Origin of the sequence: Rhodococcoides trifolii, from assembly GCF_014635345.1 — a bacterium.
Lineage (GTDB): Bacteria > Actinomycetota > Actinomycetes > Mycobacteriales > Mycobacteriaceae > Rhodococcoides > Rhodococcoides trifolii.
Window position 1 is genome coordinate 688,708 of record NZ_BMCU01000001.1, and the last position, 19,745, is coordinate 708,452.

The 19,745-nt window shown below is 65.7% G+C and carries 18 protein-coding genes; 12 read left to right on the forward strand and 6 right to left on the reverse strand.

Translation table 11 applies throughout. The features are described 5' to 3' along the window. Window positions 1-12: 12 nt before the first annotated feature. Window positions 13-633, forward strand: coding sequence for an Rv1363c family protein (locus IEW02_RS03270; protein ID WP_188543243.1), 621 nt, complete (start codon window positions 13-15; stop codon window positions 631-633). Between the two features lie 4 nt (window positions 634-637). On the opposite strand, the gene IEW02_RS25400 is transcribed toward IEW02_RS03270, so the two are convergent. Next, window positions 638-1,726 (reverse strand): DUF4873 domain-containing protein, encoded by a 1,089-nt coding sequence (locus IEW02_RS25400; RefSeq protein ID WP_308933149.1) that lies wholly within the window; start codon window positions 1,724-1,726, stop codon window positions 638-640. A 167-nt stretch (window positions 1,727-1,893) separates the two neighbouring features. Between IEW02_RS25400 and IEW02_RS03285 the strand changes: the two genes are divergently transcribed. The 6 genes from IEW02_RS03285 (at window position 1,894) to IEW02_RS03310 (ending at window position 7,566) form a co-directional block, all read left to right on the forward strand. Then, on the forward strand, window positions 1,894-2,862 hold the full coding sequence (locus IEW02_RS03285) for an AurF N-oxygenase family protein (RefSeq protein ID WP_188543244.1): 969 nt from the start codon (window positions 1,894-1,896) through the stop codon (window positions 2,860-2,862). Continuing rightward, on the forward strand, window positions 2,859-3,734 hold the full coding sequence (locus IEW02_RS03290) for a diiron oxygenase (protein ID WP_188543245.1): 876 nt from the start codon (window positions 2,859-2,861) through the stop codon (window positions 3,732-3,734). The genes IEW02_RS03285 and IEW02_RS03290 overlap by 4 nt, the downstream gene beginning before the upstream one ends. Before the next feature lie 40 nt (window positions 3,735-3,774). Beyond that, entirely contained in the window at window positions 3,775-5,283 is a 1,509-nt protein-coding gene (locus tag IEW02_RS03295) for a flavin-containing monooxygenase (RefSeq protein ID WP_268236691.1), read from the forward strand. Further along, window positions 5,280-6,128, forward strand: a complete 849-nt coding sequence (locus IEW02_RS03300) for an SDR family NAD(P)-dependent oxidoreductase (protein ID WP_188543246.1) — start codon at window positions 5,280-5,282, stop codon at window positions 6,126-6,128. Before IEW02_RS03295 ends, IEW02_RS03300 begins: the two co-directional genes overlap by 4 nt. A gap of 76 nt (window positions 6,129-6,204) precedes the next feature. Further along, window positions 6,205-6,465, forward strand: a complete 261-nt coding sequence (locus IEW02_RS03305) for a DoxX-related protein (protein WP_188543247.1) — start codon at window positions 6,205-6,207, stop codon at window positions 6,463-6,465. A 60-nt stretch (window positions 6,466-6,525) separates the two neighbouring features. Beyond that, window positions 6,526-7,566 carry an NAD(P)-dependent alcohol dehydrogenase gene (locus IEW02_RS03310; protein WP_188543248.1) on the forward strand — a complete coding sequence of 347 codons (1,041 nt, stop codon included), beginning with the start codon at window positions 6,526-6,528 and terminating at the stop codon, window positions 7,564-7,566. A 100-nt stretch (window positions 7,567-7,666) separates the two neighbouring features. On the opposite strand, the gene IEW02_RS03315 is transcribed toward IEW02_RS03310, so the two are convergent. Continuing rightward, window positions 7,667-8,521 carry a polyphosphate kinase 2 family protein gene (locus tag IEW02_RS03315; protein WP_188543249.1) on the reverse strand — a complete coding sequence of 285 codons (855 nt, stop codon included), beginning with the start codon at window positions 8,519-8,521 and terminating at the stop codon, window positions 7,667-7,669. A 120-nt stretch (window positions 8,522-8,641) separates the two neighbouring features. On the opposite strand from IEW02_RS03315, the gene IEW02_RS03320 reads away from it, so the two are divergent. Next, on the forward strand, window positions 8,642-12,001 hold the full coding sequence (locus IEW02_RS03320) for a DUF3376 domain-containing protein (protein ID WP_188543250.1): 3,360 nt from the start codon (window positions 8,642-8,644) through the stop codon (window positions 11,999-12,001). 41 nt (window positions 12,002-12,042) lie between these two features. Here the strand turns inward: IEW02_RS03320 and IEW02_RS03325 are convergent, their stop codons facing one another. Further along, the gene (locus tag IEW02_RS03325; protein WP_229745755.1) at window positions 12,043-12,849 is read right to left on the reverse strand and encodes a SigB/SigF/SigG family RNA polymerase sigma factor; all 807 of its coding nucleotides are present in this window, start codon (window positions 12,847-12,849) and stop codon (window positions 12,043-12,045) included. Next, on the reverse strand, window positions 12,846-13,277 hold the full coding sequence (locus tag IEW02_RS03330; RefSeq protein WP_188543252.1) for an ATP-binding protein: 432 nt from the start codon (window positions 13,275-13,277) through the stop codon (window positions 12,846-12,848). The genes IEW02_RS03325 and IEW02_RS03330 overlap by 4 nt, the downstream gene beginning before the upstream one ends. Window positions 13,278-13,591: 314 nt before the next feature. Here IEW02_RS03330 and IEW02_RS03335 point away from each other — a divergent pair, with 314 nt between their 5' ends. From IEW02_RS03335 to IEW02_RS03345, 3 genes are all read left to right on the forward strand, one after another. After that, the gene (locus tag IEW02_RS03335) at window positions 13,592-13,993 is read left to right on the forward strand and encodes an STAS domain-containing protein (protein WP_188543253.1); all 402 of its coding nucleotides are present in this window, start codon (window positions 13,592-13,594) and stop codon (window positions 13,991-13,993) included. 57 nt (window positions 13,994-14,050) lie between these two features. Continuing rightward, the gene (locus tag IEW02_RS03340; protein WP_188543254.1) at window positions 14,051-15,061 is read left to right on the forward strand and encodes a PHP domain-containing protein; all 1,011 of its coding nucleotides are present in this window, start codon (window positions 14,051-14,053) and stop codon (window positions 15,059-15,061) included. A gap of 85 nt (window positions 15,062-15,146) precedes the next feature. Then, window positions 15,147-17,369: a putative bifunctional diguanylate cyclase/phosphodiesterase gene (locus IEW02_RS03345; RefSeq protein WP_188543255.1), complete on the forward strand. Its 2,223-nt coding sequence runs from the start codon at window positions 15,147-15,149 to the stop codon at window positions 17,367-17,369. Here IEW02_RS03345 and IEW02_RS03350 read toward each other — a convergent pair. Continuing rightward, on the reverse strand, window positions 17,328-18,353 hold the full coding sequence (locus IEW02_RS03350; RefSeq protein ID WP_188543256.1) for a GGDEF domain-containing protein: 1,026 nt from the start codon (window positions 18,351-18,353) through the stop codon (window positions 17,328-17,330). The two genes, IEW02_RS03345 and IEW02_RS03350, sit on opposite strands and share 42 nt — an antisense overlap. 197 nt (window positions 18,354-18,550) lie before the next feature. On the opposite strand from IEW02_RS03350, the gene IEW02_RS03355 reads away from it, so the two are divergent. After that, window positions 18,551-19,018 carry a PPOX class F420-dependent oxidoreductase gene (locus IEW02_RS03355; RefSeq protein ID WP_188543257.1) on the forward strand — a complete coding sequence of 156 codons (468 nt, stop codon included), beginning with the start codon at window positions 18,551-18,553 and terminating at the stop codon, window positions 19,016-19,018. Here the strand turns inward: IEW02_RS03355 and IEW02_RS03360 are convergent. Beyond that, on the reverse strand, window positions 19,015-19,713 hold the full coding sequence (locus tag IEW02_RS03360; protein ID WP_371829917.1) for a TetR/AcrR family transcriptional regulator: 699 nt from the start codon (window positions 19,711-19,713) through the stop codon (window positions 19,015-19,017). The genes IEW02_RS03355 and IEW02_RS03360 overlap by 4 nt on opposite strands. Between the last annotated feature and the right edge of the window lie 32 nt (window positions 19,714-19,745).

Sequence of the window (19,745 nt, forward strand, 5' to 3'; positions counted from 1 at the left end):
GAGAAGGCAAGTATGACAATCGATCTCGACAAGAAGGCGTCGAAGGACGTCGACGACACCGACACGGCGACCACCGAGACGGCGGGCACCGACGCGACGGACACGGACACCGCCGCCTCACCGCGGTCCCGCGGTCGGATCGTCACCGTCGTTGCCGTGGTGGTCGCGGTGATCTCGATCGTCGCCGCTGTGGTGGCGGGTCTGGCGTGGCGTTCCGCCGATGGGGCGCTGGCGGCCGACCGGGCAGCAGCCGCCGACCGGCAGACCGCGATCGACACGGCCCGCGCCTACACCGAACGGTCGTTGACGTACGCCCACACCGATCTCGACGGATTCTTCGCCGGGGTGGAGGACGGGACGACGGATTCACTGAAGGAGCGCTTCGAAGGCGTCCGAGACGTGCTGTCGCAGATCATGTCCCAGTCACAGGTGGTGGCGTCCGGCAAGGTGAACGCGGCCACCGTCACAGGCCAGGACGGTGACACGTACACCGTGTCGGTGTTCGCGACCCAGACGACGCAGAACCTGCAGCAGCCCGAGCCCGGTGCGGTGCCGACCCTGCTGACGGTCACGGTCGAACACACCGGTGACCAGTGGCTGGTCACCGATTACGGGGCCGACACCGGTCAGTAGGGGTCTATCCCCGCGTGGCGCTCACGAACTGAGCGACACCGCGGATGTCCTGGCCGATCTCGGCGAATCCGGCTGCGCGCAGAATGTCGGTGAACGTCGACTTGTCGAACATGCGGATGCCGCTCAGCGCTGCACCTGCGGTCACGGCGGCCTTCACGGGTGCGAAGGAGCGTCCGTAGCTCGTCATCAGGGCGATGCGCCCACCCGGTTTCACCACACGCATCAGCTCGTCCACGACGGTGAACGGTTCCGGTACCAAATACAGTGCGGCGTAACAGCACACGGCGTCGAAGGACCCGTCCGCGTACGGGAGCGTGCGGGCGTCCCCCCGAACGTAGGCGGCGCGGGGACCGCGGTTGTCTCGTACGGCTCGGGCAATCATGGGAGCGGAGATGTCGAAACCGATGGCAATGCCGTCGCCGCCAAGGTGCTCGGACAGGAATCGGGTGAAATTGCCGGGCCCGCACGCGACGTCGAGCACGGTCATCTCGCCCTTCAATCGCATATCGGAGACGGCTCGGCGTCGTTCGTCGTCGACCGACATGCTCCCGACGCCCATCGCCACCCGGCCGAGTGCCGGACGCCAGAGCTTCTCGTAGATCGCTGCCACCACCGGATTGTTCATCGCATGCTGGGCCACGGTGGGCGTCGGTGCGTCAGCGGTGTCGGGGAGAACGTCGACGAAACCGCCGGAGGTGCTCACGCGCGCGACGCGCGCCGTGTCGATCATCCCGGCAGCGCGGCTCAGCGCGTCGTCGGCGGACGGAGAAGCTTCTCGGGCAGCAGCCATGTCGACTTTCCTGACGTCGGTTTCGATCCGGTACGGAGGGGTGCTCTTTCCCTGTATTCGGTAGCGACCCCAGAAGTCGACGTCACCGACGGTTCCGGGCGCTTCACCGCCCGGTGTGCGCACCAGGGCCGGTTTTCGGCGTCCACCCAGCGCTCGATGCAACGCGTCGTCCGGTCTGATGCGCCCGTACCACCGGTAGATCCCGTCAATGGGTTGCGCGTGCCCGCGCAACTCCAGCTCGACCGCGAACTCGGTGTCGTCGACGACGAGAGTGGCGGGACCCGCGTAGTCGGCGTCGGTCATGATGGAGCCACCGAATCGGCGGAGTCCATGCCGCACAACGCCATTGAATCAGGTACGGTCACAGCTGTGCTCCTCCGTTGTTGACACCTGCCGTGAGGTCGACCACACTTTCGACAGTAACCGATACCAGCGGTACCGGCTACGGCAAGTTCGGTGTGGGTGGGGACATGTCGACCACGAGCGGGGGCACGATGGCGATCGATTCGACGGTGCGCGATTCGACGGTGGGCAATTCGAGGACGCGCGACCGGCAGAAGACGGCTGCTCGTTTGTTGAAGTCCACCGCGAACAACTTCTACGACTCCGAAGTCGACATCGACTGGGATCAGCCGTGGGTCGACGGGCTGCGTTTCATGCCCGACAACCGTATCTCGTTGTACGGCACGGCGTTGTGGAACACGTTGACGCCGGAGCAACGCATCGAACTCGGTAGGAACGAGATAGTCAGTATCCTCTCGTTCGGCATCTATGCCGAGTTGTTTCTCAGCGGGAATCTTCTCCGCGTCGCCACCACGAGCGGTTTGTCGGACCACTCGCTGTACGCACTCGCCGAGATCGGTGAAGAGGCGAGGCACTCGCTGATGTTCGGCAGGGCCATCGAGAAGATGGGCCGCGGACCGGTACTGCGGCCGCGTCCGATGATCACGTTGGCCCATCTCGCCCAGTTCCTCCCGGTGGGCCCGGCGACCTACGGGACCATCCTGTTGATCGAGGAAGTTCTCGACCGCGCTCAACGAGAAGCGATGCATGACGAAGGAATTCAGCCACATCTGCGACAGCTCATGAAGATCCACGTGCTGGAGGAGGCGCGGCACATCACGTACGCGCGTGAGGAACTGGTACGTGGCATGGCCCGTCTCGGCCCGGTGCGCCGAGCTCTGCATCGCGTGATCCTCGCCGGGGCAGCGAACTTCACGTTCCTGGCGCTGGTGCATCCCTCGGTGTACCGAAGCGTGGGGATTCGTCCGGTGCGTGGATTCGTCACCGCCGTCACCAGTGAGACCTTTGCGCGCAACAGCACGTTCGCGTCGGACGCCATGATTCGCTTCTTCCAGGACGCCGGCATGCTCGAAGGTCGGGTGACCAAGCGCTTGTGGAAAATGACGCGCGCCGTGCCCGACGATCTGGTTCTGTGACATCCCGGTCCGTCGCCGTCGACGGGTTCGATCCCGAGGTCGACGTCGACTGGTCCGCGCCGTGGCGCCACGACCTGTACGCGATGCCCCCGGAGCGAGTGTCGCTGTACGGCAGTCGAATCTGGGTGCGGATGTCCGAGGACGAGCGTCGCGACCGTGCGCTGCACGAGGCCGTGGCTGTCCTGTCGTTCGGTGCCTACCTGATCACCGTGCTGGTGGCCACCCAATTACGACGGGTGTCCGAGGGCGGACTGAACACCGCGCCCGCGCGCACCGCACTGGTCGAGATCGGGGGCAGCACCCGCGCTGCCGTCTTGTTCGGACGCGTCGTCGGCGCCTCGGGGCTGCCGCCCTACCCGTTGCCCCGCGGAACGCTGGGCGCGGTGAAGTTTCTTGCGTTCGTTCCGCTGGGTGCATCGTCGTTCGGGGCGAGTCTGCTGGTCGAGAACACGCTGACCGCGACGTTCGACGGCGTCGCACGCGACGAGCGGGTCGAACCCCATGTGCGACAGGCGCTTCGGCTGTTCGCGTCGGAGAGTGAGCAGCGCACTGCCTTCGCGCGCGAACAAGTACTGAATTCGATGGAGCGCGGCAACGCCGTCTCGCGGGCATACCACCGGACGCTGCTGGCCGTGGTGGCCGACGCTCTTCTGCGCATGCCGGCCACGGGCCGGGTGCGTCCGACCGTGGGGCCGGGGCCGGGGCGGTGGCGGACGCGACGGGCGGCGTCGCGCGGAGAACGTGCGGCGCGAGCACGAGTCGCACGGCAATCGGCGGAGTTCTTCGCCTCGGCGGGACTGATGGATTGCGGCGTCGCACGAAGGTTGTGGGCGTTGACAGGGACGACGACCCGGTTCACGACAGCACGGTAATGCAGGCGCGGCAACGATTTTCGATGGGGTGGACGTAGTAGTGACAACGATTCGCACACGAGTGGTGGTGATCGGCACCGGATTCTCCGGAATCGGTATGGGGATCAAGCTGAAGGAGGCGGGCCACCACGACTTCGTGATTCTCGAGAAGGCCGACGACATCGGCGGCACGTGGCGCGACAACACGTATCCCGGATGCGCCTGTGACGTTCCGTCGCACCTGTACTCGTTCTCGTTCGAGCCGAACACCGAGTGGTCCAAGATGTGGTCCGGGCAACCCGAAATTCTCGCGTACCTTAGGGGTGTCGTCGACAAACACGGACTGCGCGAACACATTCGGTTCGGCCGGACCTGTGCCGGCGGCCGGTGGGACCCGGAGAATTCGGTGTGGCACATCGACACCGTCGAGGGCGACACCGTCGTCGCGCAGTTCGTGGTGTCGGGGGTGGGCGCCTTGCACATTCCGAACGTTCCTGCCCTCGACGGAGTCGAGACTTTCGACGGTCCGGCGTTCCACTCCGCGCAGTGGGACCATTCCGTCGACCTGACCGGCAAACGTGTCGCGGTCATCGGAACCGGTGCCAGCGCAGTTCAATTCGTTCCGCAGATCGTGGATCGAGTCGCCGAGCTCCAGCTCTACCAGCGCACCCCGGCGTGGGTGACACCCCGAAAGAACTTCGAGATCCCGTCGGCGGCGCGGGCCGCGTTCCGGCGACTTCCCGGTGTGCGACGGCTCTTCCGCGACGGGGTGTACCTGTTTGCCGAAACGCTGGCGTTCGGGCTGAACGGACGTCCCTACCTGATGAAGCCGATCGAGAACGCGGCGAAGAAGAACATTGCCAAGTCGATCGATGACCCTGCGCTTCGAGAGAAACTGACGCCGGACTACCGCATCGGATGCAAGCGCATCCTGGGGTCCGACACCTACTACCCGGCCCTGAATCGAGAGCACACGCAGGTGATCACCGACGGCATCGAGAAGGTGACGCCGCGCGGCATCGTCGCCCGCGACGGCATCGAACGAGAGGTCGACGTGATCGTGTACGCGACCGGGTTCCACGTGACCGACGGGTTCGAGAGCGTGAACATCGCGGGCCTCGACGGAACGCAGCTCGTCCCACACTGGCAGGAGAACGGCATTCGGACACACCTCGGCATCACTGCGGCGGGCTATCCGAACGCCTTCTTCCTTCTCGGACCCAACACCGGGCTCGGACACAACTCGGTCGTGTTCATGATCGAGCAGCAGATCTCGTACGTCATCGAGGCAATCGGGTTGGTCGACTCCGCGTCGGCGCGAGCGATCATGGTCCGTGACGACGCGCAGGCCCGCTTCGACACCGAGATCCACCGCAAGCTCTCCCGCGGTGTCTGGTCCACCGGTGGGTGCACCAGCTGGTACCTCGACGCGTCCGGAGTCAATCGCACCATCTGGCCCGGAGGGACGTGGCAGTACTGGCTTCGCACCCGCTCGGTCGACCCAGCCGACTACGAGTTCCTCGGAGTTCGTCGGGACACACCGACGGATCTCGCGGAGGTGTCGGCGTGAAGTCGTTCGACGGCAAGGTCGCGGTGATCACCGGCGCCGGTTCGGGAATCGGTGCGGCGTTGGCGCTCGAGCTGTCGCGACGCGGCGCCCGTCTGGCGATTTCCGACGTCGACTTCGCGGCTGTGTCGGGAACCGCCGCGGCGTGCGAGGCGCTCGGCGCCACGGTGGTCCCGTCCGCCCTCGACGTGAGCGACCGCGCGGCCGTCTACGCGCACGCCGACGAGGTTCGAGCCCACTTCGGCACCGTGAATCTGGTGATCAACAACGCCGGAGTCGCGCTCGGAGGCGATGTGCTCGACATGTCCTGGGACGACTTCGAATGGTTGATGAACATCGACTTCTGGGGCGTCGCGCACGGAACCAAAGCGTTCCTGCCCGCGCTCGTCGAGTCGGGAGACGGACATCTGGTCAACATCTCCAGCGTCTTCGGTCTGGTGGGTGTGCCCGGCCAGAGTGCGTACAACTCGGCGAAGTTCGCGGTGCGCGGGTTCACCGAAGCGCTGCGGCAGGAAATGCGGATCGCGGGACACCCGGTCGGTGTCACCTGTGTGCATCCCGGCGGGATCAAGACCAACATCGTCAAATACGCCCGCGGTATGGACGACATGGGCGATCCGGAGAAACGTTCGAAGGCGTTTCAGCGGTTCGCGCTCACGAAGCCCGCCCGCGCGGCGAACGTCATCCTGGCGGGTGTCGAGAAGGACAAGCCGCGGGTGTTGATCGGTCCCGACGCGCGCGGCTTCGACGTCGTGCCGCGGGTGTTCGGTCCTCGGTATCAGGACGTGTCCGCCGCGCTGACCCGAATGGGGAACGCGTTGGGTGAACGGTTCACGAAGTCGAGTTAGCTGGTTACTGTTTGTGTAACCGTGTCGATACAGACAAATTGATTGAACATTGGATGAACAGGAGAAGGATCACATCATGGCTTCGTCTACCGCCCCCACAGTGCTCGGAATCGGGCTCGCCGCCACGGGGGCCGCGCACTTCGTAGCGCCCGACGCGTTCGCCGGGATCACCTCCGCAGCGTTCCCGAAAGACGTCCGGACCTGGACTTATCGCAACGGAGCCACCGAATTGGCGGTCGGCACCGCCATCGCGATCCCACAGACTCGCAAGCTGGGATTCGTCGCCCTCGCCGGGTACGTCGGATTCCTCGGATATCGGGCATACACGGCACGCTGACCTGTCGGCGCCGGGGGTAGTCGGTTTACGAGTCAACGATGCATGGGTAGACATGTAGCTATGTCCACAGCAACTGCATACGCCGCCACTGCCCCCGATGCCCCGCTCGAGAAGACCACGATCGAGCGGCGCGAGCTCGGACCGAACGACATCCTGATCGACGTCAAATTTGCCGGCATCTGCCACTCCGACATCCACACCGCTCGCAACGAGTGGGGCGGCACCACCTACCCCGTCGTCCCCGGACACGAGATCGCCGGCATCGTCGCCGAGGTCGGATCCGACGTCACGTCCCGCAAGGTCGGCGACCGCGTCGGCGTCGGCTGCTTCGTCGATTCCTGCGGTAAGTGCGAGGCCTGCCTCGACGGCGACGAGCAGTACTGCTCCAAGGGCGTCGTGCAGACCTACAACTCGAAGACCTACGAGGGCGAGTTCACCAACGGTGGCTACTCCACGCAGATCGTCGTCACCGAGAACTTCGTCCTCGGGATTCCCGAAGGCATCGAGCTCGACGTCGCCGCTCCGCTCCTCTGCGCCGGGATCACGCTGTACTCGCCCCTCAAGCACTGGAACGCCGGCCCCGGAACCAAGGTCGCCATCGTCGGAATGGGTGGCCTCGGCCACGTCGGCGTCAAGATCGCTCACGCGATGGGCGCACACGTCACCGTCCTCAGCCAGACGCTGAGCAAGGAAGAAGACGGCAAGCGTCTTGGCGCAGACGAGTACTACGCCACCAAGGACACCAGCGCGCTGAAGGACCTGCGCGGCAAGTTCGACCTCATCCTCAACACGGTGTCGGTCAACCTGCCCATGGGTGACTACCTCGGCCTGCTCGCCCGCAACGGCACGCTCGTCGAGCTCGGTGTCCCCGAGAAGCCGCTCGAGCTCCCCGCGTTCAACCTGCTCGCCAACCGTCGCTCGTTTGCGGGTTCGATGGTCGGTGGCATCGCGCAGACCCAGGAAATGCTCGACTTCTGCGCCGAGCACCACATCGGCGCCGAGATCGAGACCATTCCGGCCGAGAAGATCAATGAGGCCTACGACCGCGCGGTCAACTCCGACGTGCGCTACCGCTTCGTGATCGACGCGTCGACGTTCTGATCGCACCACCCTTCACCGACTGAGGGCGCCCCTCACGTCGCTGGATCGACCGAGAGTGCCCCCGAGTCCGAGCCACGAGGCCGGAGTCGGGGGCACTTCTCTACGCCTGCGCCAACCTCTTCTTCTCAACCTCGACGTCGAAGTCCGGGGGCGGCCACGACAGGTCGAACTTCTCCAGGGCATCGATCAGCAACTCGGTGACGGCGAGGTGCGCGAACCACTTGCGGTCACAGGGCACCACATACCACGGCGCCAACTCGGTGTCCGTGCGGTCCAACACCGCCTGGTAGGCCTCCTGGTACTTCGGCCAGTACGAGCGCTCGGTGACATCGGCGGGGTTGTACTTCCAGTACTTGTCCTCACGTTCGAGCCGCTCGGCCAGCCGCGCTTTCTGCTCGTCGAGAGAGACGAACATGGCCACCTTCACGATCGTCGTCCCGCTCTCGACGACCCGCTTCTCGAACTCGTTGATCTCGTCGTAGCGCTGCTCCCACACCTCCTGCGGAACCAGGTCGTGAACCCGAACGACGAGTACGTCCTCGTAGTGCGATCGATCGAAGACACCGATCTGGCCTGCCGCGGGCAGGGCCTTCTCGATCCGCCACAGGAACGGGTGCCGCTTCTCCTCGTCCGTCGGCACACCGAACGCGGTGTGCGACACCCCTTGCGGATCCACCATCCCGATGACGTGCCGAACCATCCCGCCCTTGCCCGCGGTGTCCATGCCCTGCAGTACCAGCAGAATGCTGCGGTGATCGCCGGATCGACCACCGGCGTAGAGCTTCTCCTGCAAAGCGGCGAGAACCTCACCGCGCTCGCCGAGCAACTGCTTGCCGTCGCTCTTGCGCCCGTGAAATCCGGGCTTGGCTCGCGCGTCGATGTCCGCGACGCGGGTGGTCGCGTCTGCGCGTAGTGCGAGGGTTGCTGATGTCGTCCAGGTGGCCATAGTGCGCATAGTAGGACCAGGCACGGTTGATTTCGGGGAGAAACGAGTAGTGCGCAACTCGGCTCGACCGCGCTATCCGAACTAGCCTTCTCTCGGTGGGCGGGGTGCCCGCGACAGTCGGGAGTGCACGTGAGCGATCTCGGTTCGACGACGTTGCGACTCACGCTGGCCATGCGCGGCGGGGTCAGCCTGGCGGTCTGGATCGGGGGAGCCGTCGCGGAAATAGACAACTTGCGCCGCGCCTCGCTGACTCCGAATCCGTCGGACCCTCGAATGCGTCGGTATCGCGAGCTGCTTGCCGCCGCCGGATACGGCAAGGTCGAGGTCGACATTCTGGCGGGGGCCAGTGCCGGCGGTTTCAACGCCGTTCTCTACGGGCTCGCCCAGAGTTACGGGGCCTCGCTCGAGCCCACTCGGGATCTGTGGGCGAACACCGGTGGTATCTGGCAGATGCTGCGGCCCGTCGGCATCGGGCCGCTCGTGTCGTTCTTGCAGGGCGACGACTACTTTCTCCCCACCGCTCGAATGTCACTCGGCCGGTTGACTTCTCGGGCCGGTGACTCGGTCGACTTCGCTGCGGACAACGTGACCGTCGAGCTTGCGGCGACGCGAATCGACGACGGCAGCGCCTCGGCGTGGGGAAGTCAGGCCGCGTTCTCCTTCGTGCGATCGGCCGGTTCCCTCGAGTCGGGATTCTCCACCATTCCGGGCTCCGGGCAGGACCCGTCGGATCCAGTCGTGGCGCGTGCCATCGACCGCCTCGCGCTCGCCGCGCGCGCGACGTCGTCGTTCCCGGCCGCCTTCGAACCGGCGACCATCTCCTCGCTCGCCACCGCGGACGACGTCGGCGAGCGTCCCAACATGGCCACCGTCTTCCCCTACGCCCGAGACGCGGTCGACCCGGGGTACTTCGACGTCATCGACGGCGGTGTGCTGGACAACATTCCGGTCGATCGGGCCATTCGAGCGATCGGCCGTGCCGCCGCGTCGACGATCACCGAGCGACGGCTGTTCTACCTAGACCCCGAACCGCCGCGAGACCCGCTTCCGATGTCGCCGGTCAAGCAGTTCGTGATCCAGGGTGCGGTGACGGTCATCAGGTACGCCACCGCACTGAAGAAGCGAACGGAAAGCGTTCAGGACGAGTTGCCTGCGCTGCGGATCCACAACGAGCGTGAACAGAAGGCGCGTGCCAGATCGGCCGCCCTCGCGGGGCTGCTGGAACGTGGCCCGAGCGAACCGCACCGGGTGCCCGCACTCGACGAATACGCCCGTTTCCGTATCGATGTCGACACCGAGAGGCTGGCCGATCTGTTGACCGATCCGTCTCGGTTCGTTTCGGGTGCACCGGGATTCGCGCGACCGTTCGGCCGAGTGTCCGAGTCGGCGACGCTAGGGCTACGCGAGAGGCTGCAGAAGCTCTACCTCGATGACGCCTCGCTGGTGGACGGAGACATCCGAGCAGTTCGCGACATCGCTGCACTGGTGATCGCCTGGGTTCGCGAACTCGAACGTCTTGCGGTGACGGGTGACGACCGCGCTCGGGACGCCGGGCGCGCGCTGGGGCGCGTCAAAGCTCTGCTGTACCGCGTGCTCACCGTGACCTTCGATGCCCGACGTCGCACGGTGGATCTCGTCTACGCCCGCGGAATCGGTCCGGTCGCCGCGATCCGAGACACGTTGCCGGACATCGAGTCTCTGGCCGTCGAGAGCGCGCGTGCAGGACGGTGCCTGCCCGCGCTTTCACCCGAGCTCGACGACGCGCTGTGCGTCGACACGACCGTGGACGACGGTACCTTCTACGCTGCCCTCGCGAACTGGTCGTCTCTGCCCGAAGGGTCGGACGGTGTTGTGCTGCAGCGGCTGTGGGACGTCGTATCCGCTGCCCGTGGTGCCGTCTACGATCTGTCGGACCCCGTGCTGCGGGTGGGCGGCGCCGGTGCGGCGTGGACACGCTGGCGCGGCACCGTCTTCTCGCGGCTGTACGCACCGTCGTGGCGTAGCGCACCGGCAGCGCACCTGTTTACCACGTTCGCAGCGACCGGTGACGTTCCGGGGACCTCCTCGGTGGTGCAGTACCACGAAATCCGCGGGGACCAGTTCACGCCGCTCGCGTACAGCTACTGGCTCGACGGAGACCCGCACCCAGAGATAGACGCGCAGATCGAGTCGGTGATCGACGCATCGATGAGGACGTGGATATCACGGTGGATTCACGACCCCGCCGCTCCGGTGACGCTGCGCACCCGAGAGAAAGCGCTGACCACCGATGCGAAGCTCGCCGGCAACGTCGTCGCGAGGTTCGGGGGGTTTCTGCACGCCGGGTGGCGCGTGAACGACTGGAAGTGGGGCCGCATGGATGCGGCCGCCGGACTGGTCGACTCGCTCGGCGTCGAGCCCTCCGAGCGGGGCGCAGCGATCGCGGAGTTGCAGAAGCTGATTCTCGCCGACGCGGCCGACGTCGTCGAACAGCCCGAGACCGTGGGGGATTCGAGCCTGAGCGTCGGCGCGGAGGGCGTCCGGGATCTGGCGCCGTCGTATCTGTTCGCTCTCGTCACCCGACTCGCCGTGCTGGCGCCGCGCGTGCTGTGGCCGTCGGAACCGCTCACGTCGGCGAAGGGCCTGCTCGGGCGAGTGGGGTCGTTGGTCCTGCGTCCGCTGTTGCCACCGCTGATCCTTGCCTCCGACGCGGTGCGCGTCGCCTTGGCGGCGGCCACGCTGGTACTCCTCGCGCAGCTGGTCGGAATGCACACTGCCACAATGGGTCCCATAGCGGCTCGTTCTCTCCTGATCGTCACGCTGGCGGCGGGGGGAGTGATGGTGTGGCGGTGGCGGGCCGCTCGGACGAGATGGTCGCGGCTCGTGGAGAAGGTTCGTGCCGCGGACGAGCCCGAGGACAAGACCAAGCATCTGTGGGTCGACTGCGTCGACAGCGAACGAGCGCAACATGTTCGAGCAATTCGGTTCGCGGTCGCGGCGGTGCTGCTCGGGTGCGTTGCCGCAGTGTGGGCACTGATCAGCGTCGACGGTCCGGCAACACTCGGGCTGGAAGCTGCAGCCGTCCTCGTTGCGGGGGTCGTCGTGGCTGTGGCGATCAGTGATGCGCGGACTCTGAACGTCCGCGTCACCGCGCGTCGCATGCGGTATCGGCGGGCAGCAGGCGGATTCGTCGCCGCCGGTCTCGTCGTGGCCACCGTTGTCCTCGCCGCTGTCGACGTACACGTCGCCGAATCCAGTACTGTGCACGCGGTTCTGGTCGGTTTGTCCAGTGCTGCGCTGTCGGGTCTGTCGCTGTGGGGCTGGTCGGCTCGCACGCACGCGGCGTCGTGGATCGGTGTCCTCGGTGTTCTCGGAGCGGCCGGCTTCTGGGTCTGGAGCCCCGGATCCGCGGCTGTCCTTCCGTTCGCCGTCGTGTGGTGGACAGCAGGCGTGTCCGTCGCCTATCTGTTCGTTCCGGCCCGCGAGACTATCGAAGGGGACGGGCTGTAGTCAGCCGGCGCGACTACCGGAACTCGCGACTACCCGGAAGTTCAGTGCAGCTCCTCGCGCAACCCCGCCAGCGTGCGCGCAAGGAGTCTGGAGACGTGCATCTGCGAGATGCCCATCTTCTCGGCGATCTGGGTTTGCGTCATGTTGCCGAAGAACCTGAGCAGCAACACATTTCGTTCACGCTCGGGAAGTTTGGCCAGCAGGGGACGAAGCGCCTCGTGGTTCTCGACGTTCTCCATCTCTTTGTCGTAGTCGCCGAGAGTGTCTGCGAGAGTCAGTCCTTCGGAATCGCCACCCGTCGAGGCGCTGTCCACCGACAGGGTCTGATACGCGTTTCCGGCGGTGAGGCCCTGGGCCACTTCGTCACGTTCGAGGTCCAGGTACTCGGCCAACTCGGACACGGTCGGGGACCGGCCCAGCGTCTGCGCGAGGTCGCCCACGGCACGACTGAGCTGCAGGTGAAGCTCTTTCATGCGACGCGGGACGCGCACGGCCCACCCGGCGTCACGAAAATGGCGTCGAACCTCGCCCATGATGGTGGGCACCGCGAAGGAGACGAAGTCGGATCCGCGCTCGACGTCGAAGCGGTCGACGGCGTTCACCAGACCGACCCTCGCAACCTGAACCAAGTCGTCGTGCGCCTCACCGCGACCGTCGAAACGGCGGGCGATGTGCTCGGCGAGGGGCAAGCACCTGGTGACCAGCGCATCGCGCTTCACGCGGCGTTGCGGATCGCCTTCGGGCAGGGCAGAGATGGCGCGAAAGCGCTCCGCGACATCCGCATACTCGTCGCTCCGGCGCGACTTCTGCGGGGGTGCGGCTGTGGTGGGGGCAGAGGTGTCCGTCACTCGTCCCAGCCGTGCTTGCGCTTGGAGAACTCGATCGTGGTGGTGATGACGCCGTCGGCGGCCTCGGACTGATACGTCGAGACCGAATCGGTGAGGGCGTTGAGAACGTGCCATCCGAAGCCGTTGGCGTCGAGCGCCGCACGGTCGATGGTCGTGGTGGTGACCGCGACGTGGATTTCGGTGTCCGAAGGCACGAAGCGACAGACCATGCGAGCGCCGGGAGTGGCGCGAACGATGAGCCGACTGCAGGCCTCGTCGATCGCGAGCCGGATGTCGGCGATGCTGTCGATGTCGAAATCTTCCTGCGCCGCGAGTGTGGCCGCTACTGCGCGTGTGACGGACAGCTGGCTTGCGTCGGCGTGGACTCCGAGCTCGATTGCCGATTCGTCACCGTCGACGTTCGGCTCCGGTGTGATTGCCCGTGTCATGAGGCCTCCTGTTGTTCTGATCGGCCGAAACGATCGATACGTCGGACTCTCGTGGGTTCGTGTCGACTTGTAGTACCCGGTTCGACCGGGCGGGAAACGCGGAGCCGGTTGTACCCCACAGTCGGTTGTGAGTGCCGGATACGTAGCGTAGCGTCGGACCCAGGTTGAGTCAGCAGCCGGCGAACGAAGCACCGACGATAGCTGCTCCCGCATATGGCGTGCCCGCTTGACCAAACAGGATTGTGCGCCTCTCCACCGCGGCTTTGCACCGTCTCTTCGATGTTTCTCCCTGTGTTGCACGAACGGAGAACACCATGACTGTCTCTTTCACACCCATCAACGACAGCACCACCACCAGGACCGATCTCGGCGTCACCGACATTCCCGGCGGTCGAGTCGTGTCCAGTCGAGTACGTTCCGATGCCGTCCTCTTCGCCGTGTCGGGTGCGGTGGACCTGGCCAATGTCGAACTGTTCGGCACTACCGTATCCGCGGTGGTCGGGCAGTCCGACGCCGTCATCATCGATCTCTCGGGCGTCGAATTCATCGGCACCGCAGCGCTTTCCGTCCTGTCGGACATCGACTCGGAATGCGCCCGTCGAGGAACCACGATGACGTTGGTGGTCGGGAAAGCCGCCACCCGCGTGATCACCGCAGCACGGTGGGTTCCGAACACGGCCCCCACAGCCTCGGTCGCCGACGCACTGCTCGTCTAGAACACCATTCGGAACGCTTCGCCTCGTCGCGCAACGCGGTCGCTAGACTCCGACGTCATGGAGCCGGTGATCGCGTTGCGCGAAGTCGCGTTCTGGCTCGAACGTGCACGCGCCGAGAGTCGCCGAGTGCAGGCGTACCGCAAGGCCGCCGACATTCTGGACGGTCTGTCGGACAGCCGTCGGGCCGAGCTGGCGCGGACCGACTCCTGGACCACGCTCAAGGGCGTCGGGCCCAAGACCGCCGCCGTCGCCGCGCAGGCCGCCGGCGGCGACATCCCGGACTACCTCACCGAACTGCGCGCTGCCGCCGAGCCGATCGGAGTTGGTGGTGATTCTTTGCGTACGGAACTGCGCGGGGACCTGCACACGCATTCGAACTGGTCCGACGGCGGTAGTCCCATCCATGAAATGATGTCCACCGCACAGTCTTTGGGGCACCAGTACTGCGTACTGACGGATCATTCGCCCCGCCTGAAGGTCGCCAACGGTCTGTCCGCGGAACGCCTGCGTGAACAACTCGACGTCATCGACGAACTCCGCGACGAGCTGGCTCCGTTTCGTATCCTCACCGGGATCGAAGTGGACATCCTCGACGACGGCGGACTCGATCAGGACGACGAACTGCTGGACCGACTCGATGTCGTGGTGGCGAGCGTGCATTCGAACCTGCGTGCCGACACGGCGACGATGACGCGGCGCATGGTCGCCGCCGTGCAGAACCCTCGTGTCGACGTCCTCGGCCACTGCACCGGACGGCTGGTGGAAGGCAACCGGGGTACTCGGCCCGAGTCGTCCTTCGACGCCGACGCCGTGTTCGCTGCCTGTCGCGACGGCGGCACCGCGGTGGAGATCAACAGTCGACCAGAGCGCCGCGACCCACCGCAGCGCCTCATCGCTGCAGCTCTGGACGCCGGCTGCCTGTTCTCGATCGACACCGACGCCCACGCCCCCGGCCAGCTGGACTGGCAGGGGTACGGCTGCGAGCGGGCGGTCACGGCAGGCGTGCCCGCGGCCCGGGTGATCAACACCTGGTCGGCGGAGAAACTGCTGGAGTGGACGGCGTCGTGAACCCCACCCGGTCGGAAACTGTGCGCCCGACGGTGACCTGATGAAAGAATCCGGTCACAGGTCCGGCGGGAGAGGGAGTCGGTAGGTGGACTTCGATCGAAGCGCGACTCATGCCGCCCTGATCGCAGTGGCCGACTCGTCAGCTGCCGGTGTCGTGATCGTCGACAGTTCCTCTCGTTTCCGGTACTTGAATGCGGCCGGTCTGGCCATGATCGGTCTGGAGACCATGGACGGCCTCACGTCGCTGAACGGGCGCAGCGTGATCGCCGACAGTGTGCTGCTGCAACTCGAGGACATCCGCGTGGCGGTGGAAACACACGGTGTGTGGTCAGGGACGATGGATGTCGTCGACGTGCCGACGGGTTCGCCGTTTCCGGTGGAGATGACCGTCTACGCCCTCGGCCATACCGGTTCGCAGGCGGTCGTCGCCGGCGTGTTTCACGATGTGCACGGTCGCGCACGTAGGGCCGAAGGTGGTTCCGCCGACGGGGACCGTAGCCGCGAACTCGAGCAGCAGGCCATCGCCGGTCTCAACCGAATAGCCCTGACCGGTCGGGTCGACGAGGTGACCGCCGCCGCGGTATCCGCCGCGATCGACGTGGTGGGCGCCGAGAACGCGATGATCTATCGTCCGACTCCCGACGATCGGCTCAAGTTCGTAGCCGCTGCCCTGCCCACTCTCGTGGATGCATCGGCGGTCCAGGTCCCGGCCGATTCCCTCGCGGGGTACGCGATCGAGCACCGGGGCGTGGTCGTCTGCCCCGACTCCGAGCTGGAGACCAGGTTCGACACGGATCTGCTGAAACGCTTCGGATTCCGCAGCGCCATCGCGGTTCCCATTCCGGGCACGGACTCCGCGTGGGGTTCGCTGGCGGTCTATCAAAGCGAACCCGGTGCGTACTCGGTACGCACCGTCATGTTTCTGACCACCGTGACCGAGGTGATCTCGGCGACCGTGCGGCGTGCCGAACTCGAACGGCAGCTCAGGTACCAGTCGCTGCACGATCCGCTGACCCAACTGGCTAACCGCACGTTGGCCTACCAGCGCATCGACGCCGCTCTGGCGCGCTCGCGCGCCGGGTCCCGCATGACCGCGGTCATGCTGATCAACCTGCACGACTTTCGCCTGGTCAACGACAGCTTCGGCTTCGCCGCGGGCGATCAGGTTCTCGCCGCGGTAGCCGAGCTTCTCACCGAGTCGGTCACCATGCACGACACGGTCGCCCGGTTCGGCGGCGACGAATTTCTCCTGGTCTGCACCGACCTCGGCAACACGTTCGACGCCATCGCGTTGGCACAGGCCATTCTGGCGCGGCTGCGGCGACCACTCGACATCGGCGCCCGCGCGGTGGAGATATCGGGATGCATCGGGATTGCCGCCGGATACGGCGAGGACACAGCGGCAGACATGGTCCGCCACGCCGACATCGCAGCGTCCGGTGCGAAGGAGGAGGGCCCGGGCAGCTACCAGGTCTTCGACGAGGAAACCGGCGCGCCGGCCTTGCGTCGCCTGGCGATCGCGGACGCGCTGCGCACCGCCCTCGAGACGGACGCCCTGTCGATGGCCTACCAACCGGTGTACGAACTGGCGACCGGCCGATTCGTCGCCGTGGAAGCCCTTGCCCGGTGGAACGGATCGAGCCTCGGAGTCGTCGGACCCGACGAGTTCGTTCCGATCGCCGAGCGGTCCGGTTTGATCGTTCCGCTCGGCGAGTGGGCGCTACGCCGGGCGTGCCTGGATTCGGCACAGTGGAGTGGAGTGGTGGAACTGCGGGTCAACGTCAGCCCGTTGCAGCTGCGGCATCCCGACTTCGCCGCGTCCGTTACGGCGATTCTCGACGAAACCTTCTTTCCCGCACAGCAACTCGGCATCGAGATCACCGAATCCATCTGGGTCGAGGACACCGAGACGGTCAAGCGCAACCTCACGGTTCTGCACGAGATGGGTGTCTCGGTTCTGCTCGACGATTTCGGGGTGGGACACAGCTCGCTCAGCTACATCACGCGCTTTCCGATCGTCGACTACGTCAAGATCGACAAGTCCTTCGTCTCGGATCTGCCGGGGCCACAACCGGAATCGGTCGTCTCCGCGATCGTGACGCTGGCCCGCGCGTTCGATCTGACCGTGGTGGCCGAAGGCGTCGAGACGGTGGCGCAACTCGACTGCCTGCGCCGCAGCGGATGCGACATGGCGCAAGGTTTCCTGCTCGCCGAACCGATGCCCGCGGCGAGCGTGCAAGCGGCAATCGACGCTGCTACGACAGGGTCAGCGAGAGCCGCTGACGACAGTCCCGCCGGGACGGTCTGAGGCGCGACGGCCGGATGAGCGACGGCGACCACCGCCCGAGAGTCGCTTGACGCGGTACATCACCGAATCGGCCGCATTCCACGCAGCGACGGAACTCCCCGTCGACGCGAACGACGCGAAGCCGACCGACATCGAGATGGCCTCGTGCTCCAGAGAGCCCGACAGCTCGGCCACTTTGTCGGCTGTGGTCTTGTGTCCCGATCCGACCAGCAGAATCCCGAACTCGTCGCCGCCCAGTCGGGCCACGATGTCCGTCGGTCCCGCCCAGTCGGTGAGCACGCCCGCGGTGCGGCGGATGAGCTCGTCGCCGGCGGCGTGACCGTAGCGGTCGTTGACTTCCTTCAGACCGTCGAGGTCGGCGACGACGACGGCAGCGGGGTCACCGAACTCGAGCCAGCGCTCGTTCTCGGGTGTCAGCCACCGGTCCCACCCGCGACGGTTCAGCAGGCCGGTGAGAGGGTCCGACTCCGCTTCGATCTCGGCGGTCGCCGCTCGACGCTCGGCGTCCATCCGCGCGTGGTCCGAGTCGAGGACCGCGGACAGCAGTGACGACAGCAACTCGAGCAACGGGACGCGGTCGTAGAGATCGGACGAGTGCGGTTGTGTGTCGTACCCGCAGACCGTGCCGAATATCGCCCCGTCCGGCTGGAGGATGGGAATGCCGACGTAGGTCCGTAGCGGCTTCCAGTCCGGATCGTCCGACCGCGCGATGGTCGGTTCGAGCGCGGTGTCCGGAACGACGGACGGAATGTCGCCGTCGATCATCAGTTTGCACATCGTCTGTTCCCACGGGCGCGCTTGACCGTCGTGGATGTTCAACGTGTTGCCCTCGGAGGTCTTCAGGAACACCTGGTTCTCGCCGTCGAATCGGGTCACCGACCACATCGACATCGGGATCGACTGCTGAAGAAACGACACGACAGCCGCACTCGCGGCGTCGAAGCGCGACAGTGTCGGCAGGGCGCGGAGATGATTCGGGGCCATGGATAACGGTCCTCAGGTCTGTCGATGGAGCGGTAAAGCGACCCCCAGCATCACCCGGAACCATTTATCGGTCCACGTGTGTTCAGATCACACGAGCTGGTGGCGACCTTGTGAGCCGCCATTGTCTTCAGCGTTGTTTCTATTATCGCAGTTCCCGCTGAAGGGTTACGCGGAACGTCCGTTCTAGGCTGTGATCCATGGCTCCCAAGTTCGCAACAGCAGACCGCGTCCCCCACGACGAGCTGGTCGAGTTCGTCCGTCCACGTCACCGGGCAACCCTGGTCACGACCAAGGGGTCCGGTGGGCTGCAGATGTCACCGGTCTCGTGCGGCGTGGATTCGGAGGGTCGGATCGTCGTCTCGACCTACCCGGACCGCGCGAAAGCGGTCAACATCCGGCGCAACTCGGCGGTGTCCGTCGTCATCCACTCCGACGACTGGAACGGCCCCTACGTGCAGATCGACGGGACGGCCGAGGTCATCGACCTGCCGGATTCCGTCGAGCCGCTGGTGGAGTACTTCCGGAGCATCTCCGGCGAGCATCCCGACTGGGACGAGTACCGCGAAGCCATGGTCAAGCAGGGAAAGTCGCTGATCAGGATCTCCATCGACACCTGGGGTCCCATCGCCACCGGTGGGTTTCCGCCTCCCGCAGAGAACGGCTAGTCCTCCACGAGCGGGTGATCCACGGCGTTGAACCGCGCCGGCGAACCCTTGACCTGCGCGACACCGTGGATTCCGCCCCACACCTGCATCGTCAGGTAGTCGATGAGGTCTTCGGCCGTCATGGACTTGTTCGAGATCCACCAGTGGGTGGCCAACTGGACGCCGCCGACAACCCCGTAGGCCCAGGGCACCGAACCGCCGCTGTCCATCTCCATCCGGCGCAGGCGTTCGCCCAGCACCGTCGACAGCAGCTCGGCGATCATCCGCTCGGAATCGGCGACGACATCCCGATTCGGTCCCGAGCTGTTGCTCATCACGTAGAGGTACACCTCGGGGTCGGCCGCGACGGTCTCGACGTACGCCGAGATGACCTGACGCGTGAGGTTGAACTCGTCGAGTTCGACGGCGATCGCGGCGTAGATGCGCGGTGCCAGTGTCACCTCGACGTACCGCTCCAGGGTGGCGTTGGTGAGGTCGTTCTTGTCGTTGAAGTATCGGTAGAGAACGGTTTTCGAAATACCGATCTCCGACGCAATTTCGTCCATTCCGATATCGCGGCCGCGTAATCTGATCGCGGCGAGAGTTCCGTCGACCAATTCTTCGCGTCGAGCGATCTTGTGCTCGCGCCACCGTCTCTTGCGTCCGTCGGGCTTGTCCACCCTCGGTACCTTCTTCACGCTCACGTCGTCGTCGATGGTGTCGGCTCCGACCTCGTCGGCGCCGGCTG